The organism is Vibrio sp. JC009, assembly GCF_029016485.1.
GTDB lineage: Bacteria > Pseudomonadota > Gammaproteobacteria > Enterobacterales > Vibrionaceae > Vibrio.
The window spans coordinates 1,005,077-1,031,987 of record NZ_CP092106.1 but is presented as its reverse complement, the minus strand read 5'-3'; the positions used below and the strand labels follow the sequence as shown (position 1 = coordinate 1,031,987).

The window sequence follows — 26,911 nt, the reverse complement described above, 5'->3', positions numbered from 1 at the left end:
CGGCGGGGGGATGGATCAATTAAGTGAGAAAAAATTAATTGAGAAGGAAGTTAGGGAGTTATGCCGGTGGAATGATTCACTAAAATTTAAGCTAATACTAATCAACCCCTCCCAGCCTCCCCTTCGATTTGGCTTCATCGAAATACCAAACTTATGAGTTCAAGGGGAGGGGCTTTCTTTGCCCATTAAACAACGAGCTAAGTAAATGTTAGCTATTGCGCAGTGCTTCGATACGCTTATCCAGCGGCGGGTGGCTCATCAGAAGCTGCATCACGGTACTTTTACCATTAATGCCGAATGCCATCATAGAACCTTCCAGTTGAGGCTCGTAGCTCAGTTTCAGACGTTCCAGAGCAGCGATCATCTTCTGCTTACCGACCAGATCAGCAGCACCTGAGTCTGCGTAGTACTCTCTGCGGCGGCTGTACCACATGGTGATAAAGCTTGCCAGGAAGCCCAGAATCAGCTCAAGGAAGATGGATACTGCAAAATAAACCATCATATTGCTGCCCTCGCCTTCTTCACGGTCACCCGACGCTATGATGTTAGCAACAAATCTGGACAGGAAGATCACAAAGGTGTTCACCACCCCCTGCAGCAGAGTCATGGTTACCATGTCACCGTTGGAGATATGGCTGACCTCATGGGCAAGCACCGCTTCTGCTTCGTCTCTTGTCATGTTATTCAGCAAACCGGTAGAAACCGCAACAAGGGAATCATTTCGCTTGGCGCCGGTTGCAAAGGCGTTGATATCCGGCGAGTCATAAACCGCCACAGTAGGCATACCAATGCCAACCTGCTGAGACTGACGCTTAACGGTTTCCATCAACCAGTGCTCGGTTTCATTACGCGGGCTGTCGATTACCTGTCCGCCAACTGAGCGCAGTGCCATTCCCTTAGACATCAGCAGGGAAATAAATGAGCCACCAAAACCAAACAGTGCTGCCATCACCAACAAGCCATTCAGGCTGCCCGGTTGCAGGCCGGTTGTCGCATACAGAATATTAAGTACGATGCTTAATACAAAAACGACCGCAAGGTTAGTCGCTAAAAAGAGCATTATACGTTTCATTTTTTATCTCCATTTAATAGCTGATTTTTACTATTTCTTTTAATTATAAATGTACGCCAGTTATCCTATTCTTGCTTCCATCAGATTCCCGCCTCCGCGGGAATGACGAAAGTATTTAGCAGTAAAGAATAAAATAACTATAAACCATAAGCCGGATTATTTTTCAGTACACTATATCCTTATACATATAGTCGTAAATTTCGATTACAAGGTGAAGAAACAAATTGCAACAAATTGTCAATGGCGCTCAAACTTCCGCCGTTTTCTCACTGGTATAACCTCCACAAACCTTAGACCAAAGTCTAATTGAGGCTTAAGGGCGGCAGAGATACAGTCAGAAACACAGGACAGCTATACAGGAAGACGTTTATGGCTGAAGATACACTACAAAGGAAGAAAGTGATGGTTGAGAGTCCTAACTACCTGATGGCAATCGATCTTTTATGCTGCCACCTGGGAATGACCGAACAGGAAGCAATGGAGCAACTTGGTATAGATCCGGCCAAAAATATTCATGAAACGATCGCTGAAACTCAACAGGCTCTGTTGGGGAGTGGGGAGAAATAGAGCTGTCAGTTTTGATAGCTGATAGTCTGACTCTTATACACAAGTTCAAGGAGTCAAAGAGTACTCCTCCCCTTAACCTCGAAAGGCTGGATTTTCGAAGAAGTAACATCGAAGGGGAGGCAGGGAGGGGTTGTTTCTCATAAACTTAAACCTTTGTGATTAAAGCATGCATGGCATAACCAACCCCCTCTAACTCCCCCTTCTATTAGCTTTATCAATCAATTAGGCTTTTTCACTCAAGGGGGAGAACCATTCTCTGGTCACTTTAATATTTGTATAAAAACCTGGCCAATAGCTGTTTTTACCCTTCCAGAATCGGAGAAATATCCATATATTTCCCGATATCACGCTTTTTCACGCTTGGGACATACGGGATTTCACCAAGCTTCGGAGCCGGGATCTGCTCTTCCAGCATCTGGATAATTTCTGCGTAGTTTTCCGTGCCCGGATTGATTCTGTTTGCGGCCCAGCCGATTAGCTCAAGTCCGTCGTTCTTGATGGCTTCAACCGAAAGCATGGCATGGCTCAGACAGCCAAGCTTAATGCCGACAACCAGCACCACCGGCAGTTTCTCCTGCTTAACCCAGGAAGACAGACAATCTGTATCAGACACCGGAACTCTCCAGCCACCAGCACCTTCAACCAGAACCACATCCGCGCACTCTTTATGATGAGCAAGCTTTTCACTCAGCACAGAGTATTCAATGCTAACGCCATCGCGCTTTGCCGCAATATGCGGAGATGTAGGCGCAATCAGTGCGTACGGGTTGATATCTTCGTAAGGTATTTCCTCTGTTGCCGCCTGCTGAAGGTGCAGCGCATCAGAGTTTCTCATACCCTCTTCGGTCTCTTTGCAGCCTGCTGCCACAGGCTTGTACCCGATAGTTTTTAATCCCTGACTGTTCAGGGCCTGTAAAATAGCTTTAGATACAACGGTTTTTCCGACTTCTGTATCTGTACCAGCAATAAAAAATGCTTCGATCATAGGTTAATTGCCCCTAGACATACATTGTAAGTGGCGGGCAACTGCCCTTCCTCACCTTTAAATTTTTGATATTCGTTTTCAACATCTAACAGTGTCCGCTTCTTCATCAGGCCATGCGACCTGCCACGAACATGGGTGGCTCCAATACCTTTTAGATCCCGCATTAACTGAAATGCAGACGAATACCACATTCTTATTGAGCGTAAGTCTAAGTGATGCTTTTGGATGTCAGATTGCGCTAACGCAATTTTTATTTCCTTCTCAGTGAGAAAGTCATTAACGTGTTGATGTGTGTCAATTTTTGACCAGGATAGTTTGAGCTCATGCAGTGAGCCATCCAGTAAAGTAGAAAACAGTACGCTGCCTCCGGGCTTTGTCACCCGCTTAAGCTCCTTCAACGGCTTAGACAGATCTTCGCACCATTGCAGGGCAAGACTTGAAAAAGCGAAATCAAAAACCGAATCCCCGAAGGGAAGATTCTCGGCATCTGCCTGCTGATAATGAGCAACGCTTGAGCCACAGCGGAATTTTGCCTGTTCCAGCATATCGGCTGAAAGATCAGCAGCGGTGACTTCTGCTCCCCTTTGCGCCAGCAGTTCTGAGAAGTATCCGGTCCCGCAGCCAATATCCAGCACTTTATATCCGGTCAGATCCCGTGGCATCTTAGCCATCAGCTCACGGCCAACCTGACGCTGAAACTCAGCATGTTGATCGTATTTAGATGCCGCCTTACCAAAGGCCTCTGCAATCGCCGCTTTACGATTAAATTCCATCAGATTCACCGACTCCTTAACTTAAGAATGGCCTGACAAAGGCTGTTAACCTCTGAAGCAGAATGGTTAGCTGTTAATGTAATGCGTAATCTGGCGCTGCCACTGGGCACTGTTGGTGGGCGGATAGCGCTCACCCAGAACCCCTGGCTTCTCAATGATTCCGCCATTGCCACCGCTTTATCCGCATCGCCACAAATATAAGGCTTAATCGGAGTATCTGTATCCAGATAGCCTTCCGAACCTGACAAAGTTTCCTTATAAACCATTTGCAATTCAGCAAGCTTATCCCTGCGCCATTGCTGGCTCTGAATCAGCTTTGCAGCACAAGCCAGCGTATAGGCCTGCGCCGGAGGCATTGCAGTGGAATAGACATGATGACGGGCAAACTGAACTAAATAATCACCCAGATCCTTGCTACACATAATGGCAGCGCCGGATAAGCCAAAAGCTTTGCCGAAAGTGACAACCAGCAATTCAGGCTTAATTCCGGCTTCTGAGCAACTTCCTGCTCCCTTACCTCCGAGAACGCCGATTCCATGCGCATCATCCACCATCAGCCAGCTCTCTGAAGCTGTGCACTGAGCACTAATCGCCTGCAGCGTCGCTCTGTCGCCATCCATGCTAAATACGCCTTCGGTAACTACCAGCGCCTGTGATGAAGCGGTAAGAAGCTGATTCAGATGCTCAGTGTCATTATGTCTGAAGCGTCTCATCGTAGCCGGAGAAAGCATTCCTGCTTCCATCAATGAGGCATGGTTGAGCTTGTCCTGAATCAGAGTATCCTGTTTCTCCAGCAGGGAAAAAAGCGCGGCCTGATTGGCACTAAAACCGGAGTTAAACAGCACCGCTTTTTCATATCCCAGCCACTCACACAGGGTTTCCTCCAGCATCTGATGAGCAGGAGAAAAGCCGGTAACCAGCGGAGAGGCGCCGCTTCCAACGCCGTAATCCGACAGCCCTTTCTGCCAGGCTTTTACCAGTTCCGGTTCGGATGCCAGGCCAAGGTAATCGTTGTTGGAAAAGTTAACGTACTCTGATTCGTCTTTACGAAGGCGGGACTGATTCCCCCCCTCCAGAACCGAAATCTGGCGGAAAAGCCCCTTCTCTCTGCGTTCGTCCAGGGCTTTTTGAATACGACGGTTAAACACTTGCATCGTAGAACAGATCATCCGCTGTCGGGCGGGATACCACACGCTCAACCACCTGCTCCATCAGTTCATTTTCCTGAACTTCGTCTGGCTTCTGGCTTACTTCAACGCTGTTGATGCCCAGCTTTTTAAACAGCTGCATATCTGCATCTTCATCCGGGTTTGGTGTCGTCAGTAGCTTACATCCGTAGAAAATCGAGTTAGCACCTGCCATAAAGCAAAGTGTCTGCATCTGCTCGTTCATATTCTCACGACCGGCAGAAAGACGGACGGCTGATTTCGGCATCATAATACGGGCAATGGCTATCAGACGGATAAAATCAAACGGATCAACATCTTCTTCGTTTTCCAGTGGTGTGCCTTTAACTTTAACCAGCATATTGATCGGCACGCTTTCCGGATGAGTTGGCAGGTTTGCCAGCTCAACAAAAAGTCCGGCTCTGTCGTTGACGCTTTCACCCATACCGATAATACCGCCAGAGCAGATTTTCATGCCCGCATCGCGCACGTGGGAAAGGGTATCCAGCCGGTCTTGGTATGTACGGGTGGTAATAATGTTACCGTAGAACTCAGGCGATGTATCAAGGTTGTGGTTGTAGTAATCCAGCCCGGCATCCGCCAGCTCATTTGCCTGCTCAGGCGTCAGCATGCCAAGCGTCATACAGGTTTCCAGACCTTTATCCTTTACACCCTGAATCATATTGATCAGGTGCGGCATATCTCTGTCTTTCGGATTCTTCCAGGCTGCGCCCATACAAAAACGGGTGGAACCGGCTTGCTTGGCTTTTTCCGCCGCGTCCAGAACACGTTCCACTTCCATCAGACGCTCTTTTTCAACATCTGTCGTATAACGGGCACTCTGAGGGCAGTACTTACAATCTTCCGGACAGGCACCTGTCTTAATCGACAAAAGTGTGCTTACCTGTACGTAGTTATGCTGCTGATATTGACGATGCACCTGCTGCGCTTCAAACAGCAGATCCATAAATGGCTTTTCCATCAGTGCACGCACTTGCTGCACTGTCCAGTTATGTCTTACTTCCACGTGTAATCCTAATTTGCTCGGTTGTTATATTTTATGAGGCTCTGAACTCGCTCGTCATCCCGGAAAATGCGAAGCTTTTATCCGGGATCTGCTTTGAATTATCTGAACTCTCTGCGCTCAGACTCATTCATCCCTCAGCCATAAATTAATTGACAGTCTACCCGTAACCCTTAGACTGTCAACAAAACTAAATAAACAAAAGTTTACAACTGATTACTATTTGAGCTATTTGTATGTCAATGGATCTGAATTTTGATCGCCAACACATTTGGCACCCCTACACTTCGACACTAAATCCGCTAACCTGCTATCCGGTAAAAAGTGCTGAAGGTGTCTATCTGCAACTGGAAAGTGGTGAAAAACTGGTTGATGGTATGTCTTCCTGGTGGTCGGCTATTCACGGGTATAATCATCCGCACCTGAATCAGGCAGCACATCAGCAGATTGATAAGGTCTCCCATGTGATGTTTGGCGGCATTACCCATGAGCCGGCCATTAACCTGTGTAAAAAGCTTATCGGTATGACACCTGAGAGCCTGCAGCATGTGTTTCTTGCCGATTCTGGTTCCGTTGCGGTAGAAGTCAGCCTGAAGATGGCACTGCAGTACTGGCACGCCAAAGGTGAGCCAAGATCCAAGTTCCTTACCTTAAGGGACGGCTACCACGGCGATACCTTTGCAGCCATGTCAGTTACCGATCCTGATAACTCCATGCACAGCCTCTACAAGGGATTTCTGCCTGAGCATATTTTTGCCGAGTCACCAAAAACCGGCTTCTGGCAGCAGTGGGACCCAAATGATATTAAGGACTTCGAACAAAAGCTTTCTGAAAACCGTGACAAAATCGCTGCGGTAATTCTTGAACCTATCGTTCAGGGCGCCGGAGGGATGAGAATTTACCACCCGGAATTTCTGAAACAGGTGCGCCTGCTGTGCGACCAATATGGCGTGCTGCTGATCCTGGATGAGATTGCCACCGGATTTGGCCGTACAGGCAAGCTATTTGCCTGTGAACATGCGGAAATCGAACCTGATATCCTGTGCGTCGGTAAAGCCATTACTGGCGGCTATATGACACTTTCCGCCACACTGGCAACCAAAGATGTGGCAGATACCGTATGCGGAGGCGAAGCCGGCTGCTTTATGCACGGCCCGACATTTATGGGCAACCCGCTCGCTTGCGCTGTAGCAACAGCAAGTATGGAACTGCTTGAATCAGGCGAATGGAAAAAACAGACTCAGATAATCGAGGAGACCTTTGCCAGCAAATTCCCGGATTTAAACCAGCATGAACTGGTTAAAGATACCCGCTGGCTGGGCGCCATTGGTGTTGTGGAAACCACCAAGCCGGTCAATATGGAAAAGATTCAGCAGCTGTTTGTGGCTGAAGGGGTTTGGATCCGTCCTTTTGGCCGGTTGATTTATATGATGCCGCCGTTTGTTAGTACGGAAAAAGAAGTTGGGAGGTTGATTGGGGCGGTGGAGAAGGCGTTGGGGGATAAGGAGTGTTTTGTATAGGGTACTGGGGTCGGGCTTTGCCCTGCTGGGCTATGGGTTATGGGGGAGAACCGATCTCTGGTCACTTCAATATTTGTGTATAAGAGTCAGGGTTACAGTCAACCTTCTTTTACCTGTCACCTGTAACCCAGTAAAAACTACCCCTTCTTCACATACCGCTTCTTGCGATCTGCCGCTTTCAACTTCTTCTTTTCTTCATTGATAATCGCCGGATTACCATTACGGACGGTCTGAAGCGTGTGCTTAATCCAGGTTGGCAGATGCGTTGACAGGCGGTAGAAAATCCACAGTCCGTCTCTTTCATCCTGAAGGAAGCCGCTGTCTCTTAGCAGAGCAAGGTGGCGTGAGACCTTTGGCTGGCTCTCACCGGTTGCATCGGTAAGATCTGTTACGCTTAGCACTTCTTCGTCTTCAAGCAGCATCATAATTTTCAGGCGCAGAGGGTCGCTCATTACCTTGAACAGCATGGTCGGAACAACCGCACTACCCGCTTCCTGGCCGTGCAAAAGCAAAAACAGTGAAATGCGCTCTTTCAGGCCCTTATAAACTTCATCAAAAACCGCAACGCCTTCCTGGTCCTTAGGATCCGGGAAATCCCAGTGAATTTGTGCACCGGAGTTATCAAAGACCACGCACTCATCTTTTGCGTGTTCACAAAGCGTAATAACAACATCGAAGTCCTCCCGGTCAAACTCTTCTACAGACTGACTTTTCAGGTAACTGCCATCAACACCATACTGTTCGAGAACGGTGAATACCCTGGGATCAACCACAGAAGGTTCCAGCCCCGCGCTTACCGCAGAAAAGTTTTCATCCGCCATGTGATTAAACAAGGCTTCAGCCAGTTGAGAGCGTGCAGAGTTGCCTGTGCACAAAAAGAGGATTTTTTTCATAATCGCATATTCATACTATTAATCGCTTTGCGTACATTTTGCTGAATTCACTACAGAAATCAAGGTATAAAAAAACCGGCAGTCGCTGCCGGTTTCCTTTAAGCCAATGATGATTAGCCGATATGAGTAACACCCTTCATGTACTTACGCAGTACTTCAGGGATCTCAATGCGGCCGTCAGCCTGCTGATAATTCTCAAGGATCGCTACCATAGTACGGCCAACTGCAAGACCTGAACCGTTCAGTGTATGCACAAGCTCTGGTTTTTTCTCACCTTTACGGCGGAAACGAGCCTGCATACGGCGCGCCTGGAAGTCCCACATGTTTGAACATGAAGAAATCTCACGGTAAGTCTCCTGCGCCGGAACCCATACTTCAAGGTCGTATGTTTTGCATGCGCCAAAGCCCATATCACCGGTACAAAGAACCACTTTACGGTACGGAAGCTCAAGAAGCTGAAGTACTTTCTCAGCGTGGCCTGTCAGCTCTTCAAGTGCATTCATAGACTCTTCAGGCTTAGTGATCTGTACCAGTTCTACTTTGTCGAACTGGTGCATACGGATAAGACCACGGGTATCACGGCCGTAAGAGCCAGCCTCAGAGCGGAAGCATGGTGTATGCGCTGTCATCTTCAGCGGCAGATCTGCCTCATCAGAAATGGTGTCACGAACAAGGTTTGTCAGCGGCACTTCTGATGTCGGGATCAGAGAAAGCTTACGCGGCTCCTCATCGTTCACTTTTTCAGTCAGCGGCTCTGTATGGAACAGATCTTCACCAAACTTAGGCAGCTGGCCAGTACCGTACAGGCTGTCAGCATTCACCAGGTAAGGGACATACATCTCTGAGTAGCCGTGCTCTTCAGTGTGCAAATCCAGCATAAACTGAGCGATAGCGCGGTGAAGACGAGCAAACTGACCCTTCATCACGATAAAACGTGCGCCTGTGATTTTCGTTGCTGCTGCGAAATCAAGGCCGTCGCCCATTTCACCCAGATCAACGTGATCTTTTACTTCAAAATCGTAAGACTTTGGTTCACCCCAGCGAGAAATCTCTACGTTTTCGTCTTCATCTTTTCCGTTTGGTACAGACGCATCCGGGATATTCGGTACAGACAGAGCGATATCTTCCAGCTTAGACTGAACTTCAGCCAGCAGAACTTTCTTGCTATCCAGTTCGCTGCCAAGGTTACCAATCTGCTTTTTGATCTCTTCTGCGCCTTCTTTATCACCAGCCGCCATTTTCTGACCGATTTGCTTGGAGATGGAGTTACGCGTGGATTGTAAATTTTCAACTTCTACCTGAATGGACTTACGTTCCTCTTCAAGTTGGCGAATAGTCTCTACGTCCAGCTTAAAGCCGCGGCGCGCCAGTTTTTCAGCTGTTTCTTCCAGCTCTGTACGAAGTAATTTAGAATCCAGCATTGCTAATCCTATGCTTTTGGGTTTGAGAAAAAACCTGCTCAATAATCAGGCAGGTTATTTGAATAATGTTAACCGGGTTAAGATAAACAAAAAGTGCTAGTTTTCATAGCGCTTTTGCAGGCTTTTTGCGTCCAATGAGGCAAGATAATCTAACTTTTCACCAATTTTCGTCTCCAAGCCCCTATTTGTTGGGAAATAGTAACGGGTTTGTGCCATTTCTGGTGGGAAATAATTTTCACCGGCGGCGTAGGCTCCCGGCTCATCGTGGGCGTAGCGGTACTCCGCTCCGTAACCCATATCTTTCATCAGACTGGTTGGCGCATTTCTAAGATGAACCGGAACTTCGAACTCCGGCTGATTATGCGCATCAGACAGTGCCTGTTTCCAGGCGGTGTAGACGGCATTACTTTTAGGCGCACAAGCCAGATAGACGATTGCCTGCGCGATAGCCCTTTCCCCTTCCGCCGGACCGACACGGGTAAAGCAGTCCCAGGCAGAAAGCGCAACCTGCATGGCTCTCGGGTCGGCATTGCCCACATCTTCCGAAGCGATTGCCAGAAGACGCCTTGCGATATACAGAGGATCGCAACCGGCTGCAATCATTCTTGCGGCCCAATACAGAGCCGCATCGGGATCTGAGCCACGGATGGACTTATGTACCGCAGAAATTAAGTCGTACCAGATATCGCCTTTGTTATCGAAACGGGCAACTTTCTCACCGGCAACCTCAGCCAGCAGCGGCAGCGTAATCAGTTTCGTCCCTTCCCCGTCTTCCTCTGCCATATCATAAAGCAGCTCAAGATAGTTAAGAGACATACGCGCATCGCCGTTAACCAGTTCGGCCAGCCGCTCAAGAACATTGTCAGAAAAATGCGCAGCCGTTTTGCCGAGCCCTCTTTCCGTATCGCTAACAGCCTGATTGACAACCTTAAGAATATCCTGGTTATTCAGTGACGTAAGCTTATAAACACGCGCGCGGGATAGAAGTGCATTATTAAGCTCAAAGGACGGGTTTTCGGTTGTCGCTCCGATAAAGGTAACAGTGCCATCCTCAATATGGGGAAGAAAAGCATCCTGCTGGCTCTTGTTAAACCTGTGTACCTCATCCACAAATAAAATAGTACGTCTGCCCGCAAGTTTGTTCTCTCGCGCTTTTTCAATCGCAGCACGAATATCTTTCACCCCGGAAGTCACCGCAGAGACTCTTTCCACCTCAGCATTGGCATAATTTGCTGCCACCTCAGCCAGAGTGGTTTTCCCGGTACCCGGCGGTCCCCATAAAATCATGGAGTGAATCTGACCCGCTTCCAGCGCGCGGCGCAAAGGTTTACCCTCGCCCAGAATATGCTGCTGACCAATATATTGCTCAACGGTCATCGGGCGCATACGAGCGGCTAAGGGGCGGAAGTCTTCGTCGGGGGAAAAGTCTAGGGTGTAGTTGGTCAAAGAAATGGTCCTGGGTTCGGGCTTCGCCCTGCTGGGCCCTCGGCCCTGGGAAAGCGGTCACTTTATTCTCATTCCCACGCTTCGCATGGGAATGCATATTTTAGTTAGAGGTGTCACACATAGTGTACATCACCCGATTTATCCGATCCCTTATGCATTACCACGCGGAGCGTGGGAACGAGGGATATTTCAGTTTCGTATCTATTCCAACGCAGGAGCAAGGAACTCCCAGGGCCTAGCAGGACGCAGTCCGTCCCAGGGCCCAGGGCCTTATCTACCGCTGATCATCCACCTCAACCCCCTCCGGCACAACAAACGTAAACCGCTCTTTCGCCGGCACCTTAACGCTGAAGTTGTTAAAGATAAACTGCCCCTGCTGGCCGTCCTGTTCGATAACCGTAAAGCCTTTCACTATGCCATCAGCGTTAATTTCTATCTGGAAGCGGCCCTGATTGGAGTCCAGTGCTGTTGGAGTCAGGGTGAAAAGATCGCCCTGTTGGGACACATGGTAATTGTTCCAATCGTCGGCATTGTTTCGGGTCAATAGCACAAACGGAGTCTGCGCCGTGGCCTGCTCCTGCCAGTAGATGGTCACCTGCTCGATAAAAGGGCTGTAGTACCACAGCGTCTTACCATCAGAAACCAGCACGTTTTCATCCGGCATTTCCGTAGTCCAGCGAAATAAACTTGGCCTTGCAATCTCCACACTGCCACTGCCTTCCATAATAACTTCACTATCGGGACTGACGACTGTCTGGGAAAAATCCGCGCTAAAGCCTTCGGTTTGAGCAAGGCGATCACTTAGCTCGTCTTGTGGCCCGGCGAGTACGGAGAAACTTAATGATAGTAGAAGTGGTAAAAATTTTTTCATTTTGGAATTTATATATTGAGTGTTTGTTCTTTATAGACTCATCAATTTGAGTTGAGTTCCGTGTTTTTGGCCCTGGGGACGGGCTTTGCCCTGCTAGGTCCTGGGCCCTTGGAAAGTGAACGCTGATAATTTCCCAGGGCCCATAAAGAGCGTAGCGAATGCACCTAGGGCCTATTCCTTAACCGGCGTAGGCGCCAACACTTCCCTATTCCCATTATGCCCCGGAGCACTAACAATCCCCTGCGCTTCAAGCTGTTCAACAATCCGTGCTGCCCGGTTATAGCCTATTTTAAAGCGTCGCTGAACGCCGGATACTGAGCCGCGGCGGGTTTCAACCACGTGTTCAACTACCTGGTCGAATAGTGGATCGACGTCTTCATCGCTTTCCATAGTTTCGCCCGGGAGCAGGGTTTCAGGGCTCTGCTCGCCGCTGGTAATTTCGTCGATATACTGAGGTTTACCTCGTGCTTTCCAATCATTAACTACCGCGTGAACATCGTCATCGGAGGCAAATGCGCCGTGTACCCGGATGGTATGGCTGGAGCCCGGAGGCAGGTAAAGCATATCACCCATACCCAATAGGGATTCTGCGCCACCCTGATCAAGGATAGTTCTGGAGTCCGTTTTGGTTGAAACGGTAAAGGCCACACGGGTTGGAATGTTGGCCTTGATAAGACCGGTAATCACATCCACCGATGGTCTTTGTGTCGCCAGGATCAGATGGATACCCGCCGCTCGCGCCTTCTGGGCAAGTCTGGCAATGAGTTCTTCCACTTTCTTACCAACCACCATCATCAGGTCGGCAAATTCATCAACCACAACGACAATATACGGCAGCTTCTCCAGCAGTGGTGGTTCCTGATCCATGCTGTCGCCTTCCTGCCACTGAGGATCATGGATTGGATGCCCGGCATCGGCGGCCATCTTCAGTTTGTCATTGAACCCTTTAACATTACGTACACCCAGAGCGGACATAAGCTTGTAGCGTCGCTCCATCTCGCCGACACACCAGCGAAGAGCATTTGATGCATCCTTCATATCCGTTACCACTTCGGCAAGCAGGTGAGGAATACCCTCGTAAACGGATAGCTCAAGCATCTTAGGGTCAATCATGATAAAGCGCAGATCTTCCGGCTTCGCTTTATACAGCATACTCAGGATCATCACGTTAACGCCCACAGACTTACCTGAGCCTGTGGTACCCGCCACCAGCACATGCGGCATTTTGGCGATATCAGCAATAACTGCTTCACCAGCGATATCCTGCCCCATCACAACCGTAGTCGGTGACTTGGCTTCCTGGAAAATCTTGCTGCCTACCACATCAGAGAAGAATACCGTCTGGCGGCTCATATTCGGCAACTCAAGACCAACATACGGCTTGCCCGGGATCACTTCCACCACACGCACTGCCATTGCAGACAGCGAACGAGCCAGGTCCATGGAAAGGCTGGAGATGCGGCTGACTTTTACACCCGGAGCCAGATCCAGCTCAAAACGGGTAATCACCGGGCCGGGGAAAATCCCGACCACATCGGCTTTAATCTTATAATCCGCCAGCTTGGATTCAACCAGTCTGGCAATCTCTTCCAGTGCTGCTTTATCGATATGGTTTTCCCGTTTTTCCGGGTGATACAGCAACTCAAGTGTCGGCATAGGCGATGTTGGCACCGGCAGGTTAGCCTCTTTTTTCACCAGGAACGGATTTTCCTGAGCCGCCATATTTTTCTGAGCTTCTTCCACCAGGCTCTGAAATGCTTCTACATCCGCATCAGGCTTTGGTTCATCTGCCGTTTCATCCTGTTCGATCTCTATGGTTTCAATCTCTGAAATTACCGGCTCTTCAGTCTGGGCTTCGTTCTCTTCCTGATAGATCTTATCCAGTGCATCTGTTGTGATGGCAGGCTGTAGCTCTTCCTCAGGGAAAGACTCCGGTTGCTCCGGTTCCACACTTATCTGAGCCTCATGATGCAGAGCACTTTCATCAAGCTGTTCACTGGCCACCATTTCCAGCTCTTCGATGGTGGCATGCAGTTTGGTATCAGGGTCCATCTCTTCAATGACTTCTTCACCGTGCGGCTGAACTTCCTGATCCTCTTCGTAAACAGGTGTTTCTGTTGCTCCGGCAGGAATATGGATCTGATAGCGGGACTCCGGCTGTTTTTCTTCTTCGTGATGCTCGACGGTTTTATCCAGATCGTGTCTGCGTGATTCCTTCTCGCTTTGCAGCTCAGACTGAATATCCGGTTGCAGCAGCTCTTCACGGTTTCCGCGAGCCAGATTAACCAGCCAGGTAGAGAAACGGATGGCACTCTCACCCAGCCATTCAACCAGAGTCAGCCAGGATACGCCGGTAACCAGAGTAATACTGGCTCCCCAGAGAAACAGAAAGGCAATTGTGGTTCCAAGAACATTCAAGGAAGGCAGAGCAAAGCTGGTGAGTACGTCACCAACCACACCGCCAGAGGAGAAATACCAGATATCATCAAAGTTGATATCCGCAAGGCCGCAGCTGGTCAGGACAAGTAGTGTTGCACCCAGCAAGCGAGTGCCCCACAGCATAAAATCTATCGAGTCATTTTCATCGCGCCTGCGGAACAGATTCCAGGTAATCACTGCCGTTATCACCGGAATTAAGAATGCCAGAAGCCCGAAGGTGAAGAAGAGGGTATCTGCAAGCCAGGCACCCAGTGTACCGGCCGCATTGCGGACTTCTCCGCTCCATGATGTCTGCGACCATGAGGGATCAGCCGGGTCGAAGCTGTAGAGGGCTACAGATAATAAAAGAGAAAGCAGGAAACCAAGAATAAAACACAATTCTCTTAACCGCTGAAGACCACTCAGACGAGGACTCTCATCCACATCCGATGTTTTAATAATCGTTTCTATTTTTTCTTCGTTCTCTCTGAACATATCGCTTTCTGACATCATAAAACAGTCCGAGCGGCAAACGCCGCTCGATTCGGGAAGACAAAGCCTGCAAACTTCGCCAACCAATATAACCAAATAAAAGGCAAAACCCAATATTCAGAATGCAGTTGTCTGCGCAACTTATGCATTCCTTTACCGTATTCTGACCTTCGGGTGTCTACCCTGTTAACTATCGTGTTTTAATAACTAACTGGTTGGTCTGCTTAACTTCTTCCATAACTACGTAAGTACGAGTGTCGTTCACCCCAGGCAGACGCAATAGTGTATCACCCAGAAGTTTACGGTATGCGCTCATATCTGATACGCGTGTCTTAAGAAGATAGTCAAAGTCACCTGAAACAAGATGACACTCCTGAATATCATCCAGCTTCTGAACAGCGGTATTAAACTGTTCAAACACGTCAGGCGCACCACGGTTTAAGGTAATTTCAACAAATACCAGTAGTGACGCATCCAGATACTGAGGATTCAGCAGTGCTGTATATCCTGTAATATAGCCCTGACGTTCCAGTCGACGAACCCGCTCCAAGCAAGGTGTAGGAGAAAGTCCTACTCGCTTAGACAGTTCTACGTTAGAAATTCTGCCGTCTTTCTGAAGCTCGTTTAAAATGTTGCGATCAATGCGATCGAGTTCCTTGGACGGTTTTTTGTAGTTGTCTGCCATTTTTTATTCCACCTTAATACTTCCTTGCAAAAAAATATACTACAATTTACTAATATACAGTATCAAATTTTTGTTTTTGCTTTATATACTAGACTTAATCTCTAGAAAAACACCCTACACACAGCTAATACAACCAATAATTATTAAGGAGTCAGGATGATCATTGGCGTACCTAAAGAAATCAAAAACCACGAATATCGTGTTGGTATGATTCCAGCTAGCGTTAGAGAGTTAACCTCCCAAGGCCACCAAGTCTATGTTGAAACCCATGCAGGGGCTGGCATCGGCTTTTCCGACGATGATTACATCGCGGCAGGTGCATCCATTCTTCCTACTGCTTCTGACATATTTGCCAGAGCAGACATGATTGTTAAGGTTAAAGAACCTCAGTCTGTTGAGCGGGCAATGCTCCGTGAAGGGCAAATATTGTTTACCTATTTACACCTTGCACCAGATCTTCCACAGACAAAAGAGCTTATCAAGAGTAAAGCTGTCTGTATAGCGTATGAGACTGTAACAGATAATGCGGGTCATCTTCCACTATTAGCTCCAATGTCTGAGGTTGCGGGAAGAATGTCAATACAGGCAGGTGCTCAGACTTTAGAGAAATCACACGGCGGCAGAGGCTTACTTCTTGGTGGTGTACCGGGTGTAGAACCGGCAAAAGTGGTGATTATTGGTGGCGGCGTTGTTGGCTCCAACGCAGCACGTATGGCCGTTGGCATGCGTGCTGACGTAACCATATTAGACAGAAATATCAATACCTTGAGAGAGCTGGACGAAGAGTTCCAGGGAAGAGCAAAAGTGGTTTACTCGACCACCGATGCTCTGGAAAAGCATATTCTGGAGGCCGATCTGGTTGTAGGCGCAGTACTGATCCCAGGCGCGGCTGCGCCAAAACTGGTCACAAAAGAGCACATTAAAAAAATGAAAAAAGGTGCGGCAATTGTTGACGTTGCTATCGATCAGGGCGGCTGTTTTGAAACATCAGAAGCAACAACGCATGCAGATCCGGTCTATATCGTCGATGATGTTGTTCATTACTGCGTTGCCAATATGCCGGGAGCGGTGGCAAGAACCTCCACCTACGCACTGAATAACGCAACGCTTCCTTATATCGTAAAACTTGCGAACAAAGGCTACAGAGAGGCACTTCTTGAAGATAAAGGCTTCTTGGCGGGCCTGAACGTGATTCACGGGAAAGTGACTTGCGAGGAAGTGGCTGAGGCGTTTGGGTTAGAGTATGTGGAGGCAAGCACAGCTATCGAAATGTTTAATTAAAAAGAAATTGGGCCCTCGGCCCTGGGATCGGGCTTCGCCCTGCTGGTACCTGGGAAAACAAACTGGAGACGGAAATGAACGAAACAAACGTCCCAGGGCCCAGGGCCTAATCCCCCAGGGCACCATGAATAAGTATATTCCGAGGCGTCACCCCCCTATCACAAAAAGCGGACATCTCCACCCAATACCCATTTTCTTCCAAATAAATCCCCCGGTCCAGAACCAGCCACATTTCCAGTGGGCGGCGGAAAATTTGTTGTATCAGGCTTAGTTTTTCCATCTGCCAGAATCGTTCTTCGCCTTTGCTAAACCAGAAACCAAAATCAGTATCCGGCAGGGAAAAGCCTTTTTTATCTGCGGCCCAGCGGCAGAAGTATTCAAATCCGTTGGCCAGCTCGGATTTTTTGATGCTGGGGATAGTTATATATTCTTTGTGCTCGGTTTCTGCTTTCAGCAGCAGATCCAGCCCCAGGCGGTAACTCATTTCTGACTGACGATGCTTTTTAACGCGCTCTCCGCCGGTGACAGTTTCCTGCAAGGGAATTCTCAGCTCATTCTTACTCAGGGTTAACTTCGAACTTTTTGCTGCTTCTGATAGCGGTTGGTAATTTTCATCTCTTATCAGATGGTAGCAGCAGGGGGAAAACGTCACTTCGCTTAAGTGTTTCTCTACGGCATTTTTAATCAGCTGAACATGCAGGTCTCCGCAAGCATGCAGGGCGACGGCATGTTGTTTTTGCTGGAATAACTGCTTTGCCTGGTCCGAAAACGCATCTCCCTGGACAAATTTCATAGGGAGCTTTCTGGAGTCGGCTTCTTTTTGCCCCGCTTCGCACAGGCTCTCCTGCCATTCCAGGCTGGTAACCGGCTGACCGGACTGCTGAGCAAGGATACGACCTAAGTAGCCTTTTCCTGAGCACCATTCAAGCCATTCCGGGCTTTTATGGTGAGCCAGAACATAGTTGCTGATAGACACTATCTGGGCAACTTTTCTGCCGGGAATACCCGACTCTAAACCTCTGGGCAAATCCAGATTAATCTGAGTTTCATCAGGCAGTTCACACAGAGCTTCCAGGCTCTTAACATCGGGGATAACAGAAACAAGGTTTTCAGCCAAAGCATGGCTATCTGATTTAAAACGGATGGTATCTTCAATGGATAACGCATCTAGCCAGCGACAGAGATCCGAAGGAAATCTTTTTTCAATAAGATCTCTCTGGCCGCTGAGCTGGAACGGCTCAAAGCGCCACAGAGTCTGATGTTTGGTAAGAAGTGCGTCTAGCTGATGAAATCTGGATTGCATAAGTTCCCCTGTAATCTGAGCGGATTATAGGGGAACTAAGATTAGTGAGAAAGGCTTAACGTACCGGTAATTCGATATCTTTAAACATCTCTTCAATTTCAACGTTATTGCGAAGAGAGATGGCCTGCTCCACAACCGGTCTGGTCAGGTGCGGTGCAAAACGCTCCATAAAGTCGAACATATAAGAGCGAAGGAAGGTTCCGCGTCTGAACCCGATACTTGTGGTACTTGAGCCGAAAATATGGCTTGCATCAATCACATGCAAGTCGGAGTCCTGCTGCTTATCAATGGCCATACTGGCAATCACACCAACACCGATTCCCATTCGGACATAAGTCTTGATAACATCAGCATCCGTGGCAGTGAAGACGATTCTTGGTGTCAGACCGGCTGTATTAAATGCACTGTCCAGCTCAGAACGGCCGGTAAAGCCAAATACATAAGTCACCAGAGGATAGGCAGCAAGATCATTGATAGTGATCTGAGCTTTTTTAGCCAGCGGGTGATCTTTAGTCACCACGATTGAGCGGTTCCAGTGATAACAAGGCAGCATGATTGCGTCCTGGTAAAGATGCAGCGCTTCAGTGGCAATGGCAAAATTGGCGGTTCCCTTTGCAATCGCCTCTGACATCTGACTTGGCGTGCCCTGGTGCATATGCAGAGAAACCTTTGGATATCTCGCTGTAAAGCCTTTGATGACTTCAGGAAGCGCATAACGGGCCTGCGTGTGGGTTGTAGATATGTTCAGGCTGCCCATTTCCGGGTTGGTATGCTCACCCGCTACCGCTTTTATGCTTTCTACTCTGGAGAGAATCTCCCGTGAAATCCGGACAATATCTTCACCTGCAACCGTCACCTGGGTCAGATGCTTTCCGCTTCGCTCAAAAATCTGAACACCCAGTTCATCTTCAAGCAGACGAACCTGCTTACTGATTCCTGGCTGGGAGGTATACAGACTTTCTGCCGTTGCCGATACATTCAGGTTATGATTCACTACTTCAACGATGTACTTCAGTTGCTGCAATTTCATCTCAGGTACCGTATTCCATTTTAGCTGCGAGATATAATATTTAGTTATAACGCTAAAATGAATAAATTGACAGTAAAAACCTTAAGGGACATGAAATTAGTAGACTTCTTCTTTTTTCGATGAATTTTTTGTAATCTAGTGCGCATATTTTACTGGTTTAATTACAATTATAAGTGAGACCCCGGATAATAGACTGTCGGGTAGTAAAAGATTCGTGTATGCTATTTCGCAACTCAAGTGTCGCTATTGATATAGATGTAAATTTATGAATATTGGTTTAATTATTATTCTTGTAGCCGTTCTTCTCGTCATGATCATTGGCTACAACGTGATGCTTCAGTACAACAGTAAAGTAGAAGCAGCCAAAAAACAGGAATCTGCCCGATTCATTGCCATCATTGATGCAACCGAAGATCTGATCGGCAACGCACACCATCTTCCTTTCAGTCAGGAGCTTTTAGTCTGCCTGAACCAGCGCATTTTAGATGCTCTGACAAATATGCATGAGCTGGATCCAAAAAACCGCCAGCTTGCGCAGCGAATCGAAAATATGAAGAACCAGATCCAGCAGCTAAAGGAAAACTATGCTGGCGCCGAGAGCACTTCATTTAAAGTTCCAAGCAGTGATAAGCAGGCAATTCTTATGCTTAAGCTGGTGAAACGCCTGAGAGATACCATCCGAAGCGAACATAATAAAGGCCGTTTCAATACTCAGTCTTATGTTACGGAAAATGCCCGTCTGGAAACCATTCAGATCCGAATCAATATTGAAAACGTGATTAAACGTTCAAGAGAAGCTGTGCTGCGTAATCAGTCCGGCACAGCAAAGCAGTTGCTGCGTAAAGGTATTGACGTACTTTCATCCAAAAACGACTCTTACTCCAACCAGGCCAGAGAAAAACTTCAGGCCATGCTTGATGAGCTGGATAAGAACAAGAAAGACCAGAATGCAGAAGAGCTGATGGCGATGGAAGAGCAGGAACGCAACAACGATATGGAAGCGTTGTTTGGCGAGAAGAAGAAGTGGTGATTTTGGCCTGGGCCCTTGGAGCGTTCGCTTCGCTCTCTGCTGGATCCTGGGAAGAGAATACAAAAAAGCTCTGCGGAAATGCAGAGCTTTTTTTATACCTTTAACTTGGCTGCCAGGCTACTTCCTAGGGCCCAGTAGGGCGGAGCCCGTCCCAGGGCCTAGGGTAGGGCCATTAAAGAGACTTATTAATCTCCGCCAACACCCCCGCCGGATCCTCAGCCTGCGTTATCGGGCGTCCTATAACCAGATAATCCGAACCCGCTTCAATCGCCTGTGGTGGTGTCATAATACGCTTCTGATCGCCAACAGCACTGCCTGCCGGGCGAATTCCCGGAGTAACCAGTTTGAACTCTTTACCTAGCTCAGATTTCAGCATAGAAGCTTCCTGAGCTGAACAGACTACGCCGTCCAGGCCGCTGTTCTTTGTTAGTGTGGCTAAGCGCATCACCTGCTTTTGTGGCTCGATATCAAGACCGATTCCGGCAAGGTCACTTTGCTCCATGCTGGTCAGTACCGTCACGCCAATCAATAGCGGGCGATCTTTACCATAAGGTTCGAGGATCTCTCTGGATGCACTCATCATACGCTCACCACCGCTGGCGTGAACGTTCACCATCCATACTCCCAGCTCAGCTGCAGCTCTCACCGCTTTTGAACAGGTGTTAGGAATATCATGAAACTTAAGGTCCAGGAACACAGAGAAACCGCGCTTGTGCAGCTCTTTCACAAACTCAGGACCAAACAGAGTAAACATCTCTTTGCCTACTTTAAGACGGCATGATGCTGGATCTATCCTGTCAACAAACGCTAGGGCATCTGCCTGATTATCATAATCCAGTGCAACTATTACTTTTTGATCCAACATTTAAATCTCCGGTTTTGGGGTCCTGGGACGGGCTTTGCCCTGCTAGGCCCTAGGACATTGCTCCAATTATAAAATCTGTATAACCTTCCCAGAGCCCAGAAGGGAGCGGAGCGACCGAACCCAGGGCCCAGGGCCTTCTATTCCCCATCAAGTCCGCGAATAGGCTTAATCGTCCCCCACCCCTTACAAGACGGACAATGCCAGTAAAGAGAATGGGTTGAAAATCCGCACTTTCTGCAGCGATGGTGGTGTTTTACTTTAATCTGTTCCCCAACCAGAGCCTGTAGTGTGGAAAGGCTGTCTTTCGCCCTTCCCTCTTCCGCTTCAGCCAGGTGGTAATCCATCAGGCGGTGGAAGCCTTTCATGGTTGGGTTCTTTAATAACTGTCGGGTCAGGAGGGTCTGTGCGGCAGCGACACCCTCATGGTGGGCAACCTGCTGCGCGAGCATAAGCTCTGCTGACACACCTGCATTTCTCTCGATACAGGCTCTTAAGAATTCGACAAGATCCTGTTCCCGTCCAAGATGATAGTAACACTCGGCCAAAACAGGCAGCACTTCGCCCACAAAATCGATATCCTGATCCAACACCATTTCCATAAATGCGATGGTATTCTTGTAGTCTTCATGTTCCAGATAGAGCTTACCAAGCGATATGCTGGCCCGAACACACTTTGGATCTTCAGACAGCGCCCGCTTGAAATACTGTATCGCTTTCGTCGTATTTTCGTTGGCCTGCTCCTGCATCGCCAGCTCGCACCAAAAGTGGGCGATATTTACCCGCATACGTTTGCGTCCCAGCTTAACTAAAGCGTTGCCATAGTAGATGGCTTTACTCCACTCTTTCGTTTGCTGGTAAATAGAGACAAGTTGAGTCAACGCAGCTTCTTTGTGCGAAGGCTCTTCCACAAGCTGCTCAAATATTTTTTCGGCCCTGTCCAGAAAGCCTGAGACCATATAGTCTTTTGCCAGTTGCTGCAGGGCAATGTTTTTCTGATCTACGGTTAAACCCTGTCTGGAAATCAGGTTCTGGTGGATTCGTATCGCGCGGTCAACTTCTCCTCTGGAGCGGAACAGGTTACCCAGTGCGAGGTGGGTATCTATGGTTTCGTTATCTACCTGAAGAAGTTCTATGAAATGATCGACTGCTTTATCCGATTGGTCGGATAACAGAAGGTTAAGACCCGTCACATACTGACGGGAAATCTGATGAGACTGCTCCTGCCTGTCCTGTCTTGCACTACGGTTACCCATATACCAGCCATAGGCGGCGGCAATAGGTAACAACAAGAAGAGTAGCTCAAGCATTTATATCATAACCCTCTAAGCTTAGGCTTTGGTCTCTGCAGGAAGCGTTGCTGCCTGCTTCTTTAGCTGACGGGTCAGTCTTTTAATTTTCAGTTGTGATTTAACCTGAATGGTTCCGAAAATCAGCCAGGCCAACACAAAACCAGCAACAAAAACAACGCCTAACAAGGTCGACAGATGGAACTCACCTTTTGCCAGTAAGTAGTTAAAGCTCACAACTTCCTGATTCTGAGCGCCTAATGCCAGTGCAACCAAAAAAAGCGCAATAACAAGAATAGCTTTTATAATCTTCATCGTTTATAACTCCCTGACTTTTGCTGACCTCTGATTATGCAGCAATTCGACTTTACAAACCACGGCAAACTTCTATTTCATGGCATAAAAAAGCGGCATACCGAAATATGCCGCTTTTTCTATACCCTTACAGGTGAGTATTAACTGTAAATATCTACGCGTTCACGAAGCTCTTTACCAGGTTTGAAATGAGGTACATATTTACCATCAAGTTCAACCTTTTCCCCCGTCTTAGGATTGCGTCCCACACGAGGCTCACGGAAGTGCAATGAGAAGCTACCAAAACCACGAATTTCAATTCTGTCGCCACTTTCTAAGGTAGAAGCCATATGCTCCAAAATATCCTTAACTGCATCTTCAACTTCTTTAGCAGAAAGGTGAGTTTGCTCAGCACAGAGTCTTTCAATAAGTTCAGACTTAGTCATATTTCCCCTCATTACTATGTTATCCAAAAGCTTGGGTATCCATAAGGTTATTATCGAAAAAGGGAGCCGTCACATGTCAGGCTCCCTCAGTACGATTATTCGCCTTTAGCAGCCTTGAATGCATCAGCCATAGCATTACCGAACGCGCCTTCATCTTGCTTGTTCAGTGAAGCCATTGCTTCTTGCTCTTCAGCTTCATCCTTAGCTTTGATAGATAGGTTGATTACGCGGTTCTTACGGTCAACACCTGTGAACTTCGCTTCAACACTGTCACCAGCGCTTAGGATTAGAGATGCATCTTCAACACGGTCACGTGATACTTCAGATACACGGATGTAACCTTCAACGCCCTCTACAATTTCAATTGTAGCACCTTTTGCGTCAACTGCAGTTACAGTACCGTTAACTAGAACACCTTTCTTGTTATCAGCAACAAATGCGTTGAACGGGTCGTTTTCCATTTGCTTAACGCCAAGAGAAATACGCTCACGCTCTGCGTCTACTGCAAGAACAACAGCTGAGATTTCGTCGCCTTTCTTGTACTCACGTACTGCTTCTTCACCTGGAACGTTCCAAGAGATGTCAGACAGGTGTACAAGACCATCGATGCCGCCTTCAAGACCGATGAAGATACCGAAGTCAGTGATAGACTTGATCTTACCAGTAACTTTGTCGCCTTTAGCCTGAGCTTCAGCGAAAGACTGCCATGGGTTAGCTTTACACTGCTTAAGACCAAGAGAAATACGACGACGTTCTTCGTCGATCTCAAGAACCATAACTTCAGCTTCGTCGCCAACGTTAACAACTTTAGATGGGTGGATGTTCTTGTTAGTCCAGTCCATTTCAGAAACGTGTACAAGACCTTCAACGCCTTCTTCGATTTCAACGAAGCAACCGTAGTCAGTTAGGTTTGTAACGCGACCAGTTAGCTTGTGACCTTCTGGGTAACGCTTAGCGATTGCTACCCATGGATCTTCACCTAGCTGCTTAAGACCTAGTGATACGCGAGTACGCTCACGGTCGAACTTAAGAACTTTAACAAGGATCTCGTCACCAACGTTAACGATCTCAGATGGGTGCTTAACACGCTTCCAAGCCATATCAGTGATGTGTAGAAGGCCGTCAACGCCGCCAAGATCAACGAATGCACCGTAGTCAGTAAGGTTCTTAACGATACCTTTAACTTCGCTGCCTTCTTGTAGAGTTTCAAGAAGTTCGTCACGCTCAACGCTGTTTTCAGATTCGATAACAGCACGACGAGAAACAACTACGTTGTTACGCTTCTGGTCTAGCTTGATTACTTTGAACTCTAGCTCTTTGTTTTCCAGGTGAGCAGTGTCACGGATTGGACGAACGTCTACTAGTGAACCAGGTAGGAACGCACGGATGCCGTTAAGTTCTACAGTGAAACCACCTTTAACTTTACCGTTGATGATACCAACAACAGTTTCAGCTTCTTCATATGCTTTCTCAAGAACAATCCAAGCTTCGTGGCGCTTCGCTTTCTCACGAGAAAGCTGAGTTTCACCAAAGCCGTCTTCTACAGCGTCAAGAGCAACGTCGATTTCAGAACCAACTTCTACTTCAAGTTCGCCAGCTGCGTTCTTGAACTGCTCTGCAGGGATTGCAGACTCAGACTTAAGGCCAGCATCAACAAGAACGAAACCGTTCTCGATTGCTACTACAGTACCCTTAACAATGTTGCCAGGGCGGAATTCTAGTTCGTTTAGAGACTCTTCAAAGAGTTGAGCGAAAGATTCAGTCATTAATTTAATCTTCAATAATTAAACTTCCACGGGTTTCCTACCTCGTGGGGTTGATAAATTAGCCAGTCTTCTTCCATGCGACCGACCTCCTATTGCCTCTTACTGAGACAATTTAGATTCGATATATTCCAGTGCTTTTGCTACCACTTCTTCAATAGAAAGTGATGTAGAATCAAGCACTAACGCGTCATCCGCAGGACGTAACGGAGCCACCGCACGGTTGCGGTCGCGGTCATCACGCTCTTGGATCTCGCGTAAAAGGTGGTCAAATTTAACACTTAACCCCTTGTCTTGCAACTGCTTAAGGCGTCTATTTGCTCGCTCCTGCGCACTTGCATCTAAGAAAATTTTAGCTTCTGCCTGTGGAAATACCACTGTTCCCATGTCGCGGCCATCGGCAACAAGACCCGGCTCAGTTGCAAAAGCACGCTGACGGCGCAGCAAAGCTTCTCTTACACGAGGAAGCGCAGCTACTTTTGAGGCCGCATTGCCCGTTTCTTCTTTGCGAAGTTCACCGGATACATCCTCGCCTTCAAGAATAACCTTAACCAGATCACCCTCTGCGATAAACTGAACATCCAGATGAGTCGCAAGAGGCACAAGTGCATCTTCAGACTCTGTGTCTACACCATGGTGAATTGCAGCCAGTGCAAGCACCCGGTAGATAGCACCGGAATCAAGTAAATGAAAGCCTAATTTTTCTGCCAACAGCATGCATAAAGTGCCTTTACCGGCACCACTCGGTCCATCTACGGTCACAACCGGAGTATTTGAGGACATTTGTTTCTCCACAGATTTTAGTTTGTAGCAGTCCAATTAATAGACAAGGTTAATTATAGGGCTGCTTTTATCGGCGGCATATTATAGGGGGAAACGGGGGGAAGGGCGAGGGAAAATTAATTAGGGCCCTGGGTTTCTAGGCCCTGGGCCCTGGGAAGAGGAGCGGAAGTTGTTTCATTTCATTCCAAAATAACAACAAACAACTGAAAAATATAACTTTTAGTTTCAGAAATAAAATTTATCACCCGGTTACCCAGGACCTGTAGGACGAAGTCCGTTCCCAGGGCCCAGGGCCTTCTTTAAACAATAGGCCTCTGCCCCCTTTGCAACCACTTCATAAGAAGATTATCCGCCGCATCCCCGCCAATCTTCGCTAAACGGTCTGCCATTTTCTTCTTCTGCACATAGCGGATAGAAAGTACGGTTTTATCTTTGCAGGCTTCTACAACCAAGTCGTCTGAAGTGCTGATTTCATCCACCAGTCCCAGCTCATGGGCTTTGGTGCCGAACCAGTGTTCACCTGTTGCGACTTTTTCCAGATCCAACTCTGGTCTGCGTTCACGGATAAAGTCTTTAAACAGCACGTGGGTCTCTTCCAGTTCTTCTTTGAACTTGTCACGGGCTTTGTCCGTGTTTTCACCAAACATGGTCAGAGTTCGTTTGTATTCACCGGCTGTTAGCTGTTCAAACTCGATATCATGCCTTTTCAGCAGCTTGTTGAAGTTTGGTAGCTGGGCGATTACGCCAATAGAGCCAACAATGGCAAACGGCGCTGAAACAATCTTGTCAGCGATACAGGCCATCATATAGCCGCCACTTGCTGCTACTTTGTCCACTGAGATAGTCAGAGGCAGGCTTGCCGCTTTAATTCTGTCCAGCTGTGACGATGCCAGACCATAGCCGTGTACCATACCACCGCCTGACTCAAGGCGCAGCAGAACTTCATCGCCTTCTCTGGCAACAGCGAGAATCGCAGTTACTTCTTCTCGCAGAGAAGCCACTTCTTTAGCATCGATACTGCCGTTAAAGTCCAGCACAAACAGATGAGGCTCGCGGGTTGTTTCCAGATGCCCTTCCTTTGCCGCCTTTTTCACTTCTTTGTTTCTGGTCTTCGCTTTTTCTTTATCCGCTTTTCTTTCAACTTTATCGCGCTCTTTGATAAAGGTGCCGTCATGAAGATGATGCTCCATCACCTCAATAGTGTTTTTATGCTGCTCGGTCAGGTTGGTAATTTCCAACTCACCTTTTGAACCGCCAGTTTTACCGTTTACTAATTTGGCAACCACAAGAACAGCGATAATTGCTATTACAAACGTGGCAACTTTGGCCAAAAACAGACCGTACTCCAACAGAAATTCCAATCTAATATCCTCAATACTTTGGGCTTGTCATAAAGCCGTCATAAGTTCGCCATAATAACCAAGATTAAAACCCATGCACAGAACCTTTGGTTTCCAGAAATAAAAAAATGAGCCCTGACACGGTCAGAAGCTCATT

Annotated in this window: 24 protein-coding genes; 4 read left to right on the top strand and 20 right to left on the bottom strand. The window is 47.8% G+C overall.

Translation table 11 applies throughout. The features are described from left to right. Window positions 1-208: 208 nt before the first annotated feature. Window positions 209-1,072 (bottom strand): protease HtpX, encoded by an 864-nt coding sequence (gene htpX, locus L3Q72_RS04810; protein WP_275131532.1) that lies wholly within the window; start codon window positions 1,070-1,072, stop codon window positions 209-211. Window positions 1,073-1,441: 369 nt separating this feature from the next. On the opposite strand from htpX, the gene L3Q72_RS04805 reads away from it, so the two are divergent. Further along, the gene (locus L3Q72_RS04805; protein WP_275132128.1) at window positions 1,442-1,639 is read left to right on the top strand and encodes a hypothetical protein; all 198 of its coding nucleotides are present in this window, start codon (window positions 1,442-1,444) and stop codon (window positions 1,637-1,639) included. Between the two features lie 301 nt (window positions 1,640-1,940). Here the strand turns inward: L3Q72_RS04805 and bioD are convergent, their stop codons facing one another. The 4 genes from bioD to bioB are packed head-to-tail and all read right to left on the bottom strand — an operon-like array spanning window position 1,941 to window position 5,590. Continuing rightward, a complete protein-coding gene (bioD, locus tag L3Q72_RS04800; protein ID WP_275131531.1) occupies window positions 1,941-2,624 on the bottom strand; it encodes a dethiobiotin synthase in 684 nt (227 codons plus the stop codon). Further along, window positions 2,621-3,397, bottom strand: a complete 777-nt coding sequence (bioC, locus tag L3Q72_RS04795; RefSeq protein ID WP_275131530.1) for a malonyl-ACP O-methyltransferase BioC — start codon at window positions 3,395-3,397, stop codon at window positions 2,621-2,623. Before bioC ends, bioD begins: the two co-directional genes overlap by 4 nt. Before the next feature lie 5 nt (window positions 3,398-3,402). Beyond that, window positions 3,403-4,551, bottom strand: a complete 1,149-nt coding sequence (gene bioF / locus L3Q72_RS04790) for an 8-amino-7-oxononanoate synthase (protein ID WP_275131529.1) — start codon at window positions 4,549-4,551, stop codon at window positions 3,403-3,405. Continuing rightward, window positions 4,538-5,590 carry a biotin synthase BioB gene (gene bioB, locus L3Q72_RS04785; protein WP_275131528.1) on the bottom strand — a complete coding sequence of 351 codons (1,053 nt, stop codon included), beginning with the start codon at window positions 5,588-5,590 and terminating at the stop codon, window positions 4,538-4,540. Before bioB ends, bioF begins: the two co-directional genes overlap by 14 nt. A gap of 239 nt (window positions 5,591-5,829) precedes the next feature. Here bioB and bioA point away from each other — a divergent pair, with 239 nt between their 5' ends. Then, entirely contained in the window at window positions 5,830-7,107 is a 1,278-nt protein-coding gene (gene bioA, locus L3Q72_RS04780; RefSeq protein WP_275132070.1) for an adenosylmethionine--8-amino-7-oxononanoate transaminase, read from the top strand. A 137-nt stretch (window positions 7,108-7,244) separates the two neighbouring features. On the opposite strand, the gene L3Q72_RS04775 is transcribed toward bioA, so the two are convergent. From L3Q72_RS04775 to lrp, 6 genes are all read right to left on the bottom strand, one after another. After that, complete coding sequence (locus L3Q72_RS04775) at window positions 7,245-8,000, bottom strand: metalloregulator ArsR/SmtB family transcription factor (protein ID WP_275131527.1); 756 nt, start codon at window positions 7,998-8,000, stop codon at window positions 7,245-7,247. A gap of 113 nt (window positions 8,001-8,113) precedes the next feature. After that, window positions 8,114-9,421 (bottom strand): serine--tRNA ligase, encoded by a 1,308-nt coding sequence (gene serS, locus L3Q72_RS04770; protein ID WP_275131526.1) that lies wholly within the window; start codon window positions 9,419-9,421, stop codon window positions 8,114-8,116. A gap of 96 nt (window positions 9,422-9,517) precedes the next feature. After that, the gene (locus tag L3Q72_RS04765; protein ID WP_275131525.1) at window positions 9,518-10,867 is read right to left on the bottom strand and encodes a replication-associated recombination protein A; all 1,350 of its coding nucleotides are present in this window, start codon (window positions 10,865-10,867) and stop codon (window positions 9,518-9,520) included. A 274-nt stretch (window positions 10,868-11,141) separates the two neighbouring features. Further along, window positions 11,142-11,738 carry an outer membrane lipoprotein chaperone LolA gene (lolA, locus tag L3Q72_RS04760; RefSeq protein WP_275131524.1) on the bottom strand — a complete coding sequence of 199 codons (597 nt, stop codon included), beginning with the start codon at window positions 11,736-11,738 and terminating at the stop codon, window positions 11,142-11,144. A 171-nt stretch (window positions 11,739-11,909) separates the two neighbouring features. Then, on the bottom strand, window positions 11,910-14,651 hold the full coding sequence (locus L3Q72_RS04755; protein WP_275132069.1) for a DNA translocase FtsK: 2,742 nt from the start codon (window positions 14,649-14,651) through the stop codon (window positions 11,910-11,912). A 187-nt stretch (window positions 14,652-14,838) separates the two neighbouring features. Beyond that, the gene (gene lrp / locus L3Q72_RS04750) at window positions 14,839-15,333 is read right to left on the bottom strand and encodes a leucine-responsive transcriptional regulator Lrp (protein WP_042474348.1); all 495 of its coding nucleotides are present in this window, start codon (window positions 15,331-15,333) and stop codon (window positions 14,839-14,841) included. Window positions 15,334-15,489: 156 nt separating this feature from the next. Between lrp and ald the strand changes: the two genes are divergently transcribed. Continuing rightward, window positions 15,490-16,614, top strand: coding sequence for an alanine dehydrogenase (ald, locus tag L3Q72_RS04745; RefSeq protein ID WP_275131523.1), 1,125 nt, complete (start codon window positions 15,490-15,492; stop codon window positions 16,612-16,614). Window positions 16,615-16,720: 106 nt separating this feature from the next. On the opposite strand, the gene L3Q72_RS04740 is transcribed toward ald, so the two are convergent. Together L3Q72_RS04740 and cysB are read right to left on the bottom strand one after the other, a co-directional pair. Further along, a complete protein-coding gene (locus tag L3Q72_RS04740) occupies window positions 16,721-17,917 on the bottom strand; it encodes a methyltransferase (RefSeq protein ID WP_275131522.1) in 1,197 nt (398 codons plus the stop codon). A gap of 55 nt (window positions 17,918-17,972) precedes the next feature. Beyond that, window positions 17,973-18,947, bottom strand: coding sequence for an HTH-type transcriptional regulator CysB (gene cysB / locus L3Q72_RS04735; protein WP_275131521.1), 975 nt, complete (start codon window positions 18,945-18,947; stop codon window positions 17,973-17,975). A 265-nt stretch (window positions 18,948-19,212) separates the two neighbouring features. On the opposite strand from cysB, the gene L3Q72_RS04730 reads away from it, so the two are divergent. Continuing rightward, entirely contained in the window at window positions 19,213-19,977 is a 765-nt protein-coding gene (locus L3Q72_RS04730; protein ID WP_275131520.1) for a DNA repair protein, read from the top strand. A 172-nt stretch (window positions 19,978-20,149) separates the two neighbouring features. On the opposite strand, the gene pyrF is transcribed toward L3Q72_RS04730, so the two are convergent. The 7 genes from pyrF to sohB all read right to left on the bottom strand — a co-directional run bounded on the left by pyrF (window position 20,150) and on the right by sohB (window position 26,775). Next, complete coding sequence (gene pyrF, locus L3Q72_RS04725; protein WP_275131519.1) at window positions 20,150-20,842, bottom strand: orotidine-5'-phosphate decarboxylase; 693 nt, start codon at window positions 20,840-20,842, stop codon at window positions 20,150-20,152. Window positions 20,843-20,979: 137 nt separating this feature from the next. Continuing rightward, on the bottom strand, window positions 20,980-22,149 hold the full coding sequence (lapB, locus tag L3Q72_RS04720) for a lipopolysaccharide assembly protein LapB (protein WP_275131518.1): 1,170 nt from the start codon (window positions 22,147-22,149) through the stop codon (window positions 20,980-20,982). A gap of 21 nt (window positions 22,150-22,170) precedes the next feature. Then, a complete protein-coding gene (locus L3Q72_RS04715) occupies window positions 22,171-22,443 on the bottom strand; it encodes a lipopolysaccharide assembly protein LapA domain-containing protein (RefSeq protein WP_275131517.1) in 273 nt (90 codons plus the stop codon). A 140-nt stretch (window positions 22,444-22,583) separates the two neighbouring features. Continuing rightward, window positions 22,584-22,880: an integration host factor subunit beta gene (gene ihfB / locus L3Q72_RS04710; protein WP_342752162.1), complete on the bottom strand. Its 297-nt coding sequence runs from the start codon at window positions 22,878-22,880 to the stop codon at window positions 22,584-22,586. 83 nt (window positions 22,881-22,963) lie between these two features. Beyond that, window positions 22,964-24,634 (bottom strand): 30S ribosomal protein S1, encoded by a 1,671-nt coding sequence (gene rpsA / locus L3Q72_RS04705; RefSeq protein WP_275131516.1) that lies wholly within the window; start codon window positions 24,632-24,634, stop codon window positions 22,964-22,966. 99 nt (window positions 24,635-24,733) lie between these two features. Continuing rightward, window positions 24,734-25,414, bottom strand: coding sequence for a (d)CMP kinase (cmk, locus tag L3Q72_RS04700; protein WP_275131515.1), 681 nt, complete (start codon window positions 25,412-25,414; stop codon window positions 24,734-24,736). 299 nt (window positions 25,415-25,713) lie between these two features. Continuing rightward, window positions 25,714-26,775, bottom strand: coding sequence for a protease SohB (sohB, locus tag L3Q72_RS04695; RefSeq protein WP_275131514.1), 1,062 nt, complete (start codon window positions 26,773-26,775; stop codon window positions 25,714-25,716). Window positions 26,776-26,911: the final 136 nt, after the last annotated feature.

What these genes read in the sequence shown, in the direction of transcription:
- L3Q72_RS04775 (WP_275131527.1), bottom strand. Translation starts at nt 8,000, where the DNA reads ATGAAAAAAATCCTCTTTTTGTGCACAGGCAACTCTGCACGCTCTCAA.
- L3Q72_RS04740 (WP_275131522.1), bottom strand. Translation starts at nt 17,917, where the DNA reads ATGCAATCCAGATTTCATCAGCTAGACGCACTTCTTACCAAACATCAG.
- lapB (WP_275131518.1), bottom strand. Translation starts at nt 22,149, where the DNA reads ATGCTTGAGCTACTCTTCTTGTTGTTACCTATTGCCGCCGCCTATGGC.
- bioF (WP_275131529.1), bottom strand. Translation starts at nt 4,551, where the DNA reads ATGCAAGTGTTTAACCGTCGTATTCAAAAAGCCCTGGACGAACGCAGA.
- L3Q72_RS04730 (WP_275131520.1), top strand. Translation starts at nt 19,213, where the DNA reads ATGAATATTGGTTTAATTATTATTCTTGTAGCCGTTCTTCTCGTCATG.
- bioD (WP_275131531.1), bottom strand. Translation starts at nt 2,624, where the DNA reads ATGATCGAAGCATTTTTTATTGCTGGTACAGATACAGAAGTCGGAAAA.
- lrp (WP_042474348.1), bottom strand. Translation starts at nt 15,333, where the DNA reads ATGGCAGACAACTACAAAAAACCGTCCAAGGAACTCGATCGCATTGAT.
- L3Q72_RS04805 (WP_275132128.1), top strand. Translation starts at nt 1,442, where the DNA reads ATGGCTGAAGATACACTACAAAGGAAGAAAGTGATGGTTGAGAGTCCT.
- pyrF (WP_275131519.1), bottom strand. Translation starts at nt 20,842, where the DNA reads ATGTTGGATCAAAAAGTAATAGTTGCACTGGATTATGATAATCAGGCA.
- lolA (WP_275131524.1), bottom strand. Translation starts at nt 11,738, where the DNA reads ATGAAAAAATTTTTACCACTTCTACTATCATTAAGTTTCTCCGTACTC.
- L3Q72_RS04715 (WP_275131517.1), bottom strand. Translation starts at nt 22,443, where the DNA reads ATGAAGATTATAAAAGCTATTCTTGTTATTGCGCTTTTTTTGGTTGCA.
- bioA (WP_275132070.1), top strand. Translation starts at nt 5,830, where the DNA reads ATGGATCTGAATTTTGATCGCCAACACATTTGGCACCCCTACACTTCG.
- rpsA (WP_275131516.1), bottom strand. Translation starts at nt 24,634, where the DNA reads ATGACTGAATCTTTCGCTCAACTCTTTGAAGAGTCTCTAAACGAACTA.
- serS (WP_275131526.1), bottom strand. Translation starts at nt 9,421, where the DNA reads ATGCTGGATTCTAAATTACTTCGTACAGAGCTGGAAGAAACAGCTGAA.
- cysB (WP_275131521.1), bottom strand. Translation starts at nt 18,947, where the DNA reads ATGAAATTGCAGCAACTGAAGTACATCGTTGAAGTAGTGAATCATAAC.
- bioC (WP_275131530.1), bottom strand. Translation starts at nt 3,397, where the DNA reads ATGGAATTTAATCGTAAAGCGGCGATTGCAGAGGCCTTTGGTAAGGCG.
- ihfB (WP_342752162.1), bottom strand. Translation starts at nt 22,880, where the DNA reads ATGAGGGGAAATATGACTAAGTCTGAACTTATTGAAAGACTCTGTGCT.
- L3Q72_RS04755 (WP_275132069.1), bottom strand. Translation starts at nt 14,651, where the DNA reads ATGTTCAGAGAGAACGAAGAAAAAATAGAAACGATTATTAAAACATCG.
- htpX (WP_275131532.1), bottom strand. Translation starts at nt 1,072, where the DNA reads ATGAAACGTATAATGCTCTTTTTAGCGACTAACCTTGCGGTCGTTTTT.
- ald (WP_275131523.1), top strand. Translation starts at nt 15,490, where the DNA reads ATGATCATTGGCGTACCTAAAGAAATCAAAAACCACGAATATCGTGTT.
- cmk (WP_275131515.1), bottom strand. Translation starts at nt 25,414, where the DNA reads ATGTCCTCAAATACTCCGGTTGTGACCGTAGATGGACCGAGTGGTGCC.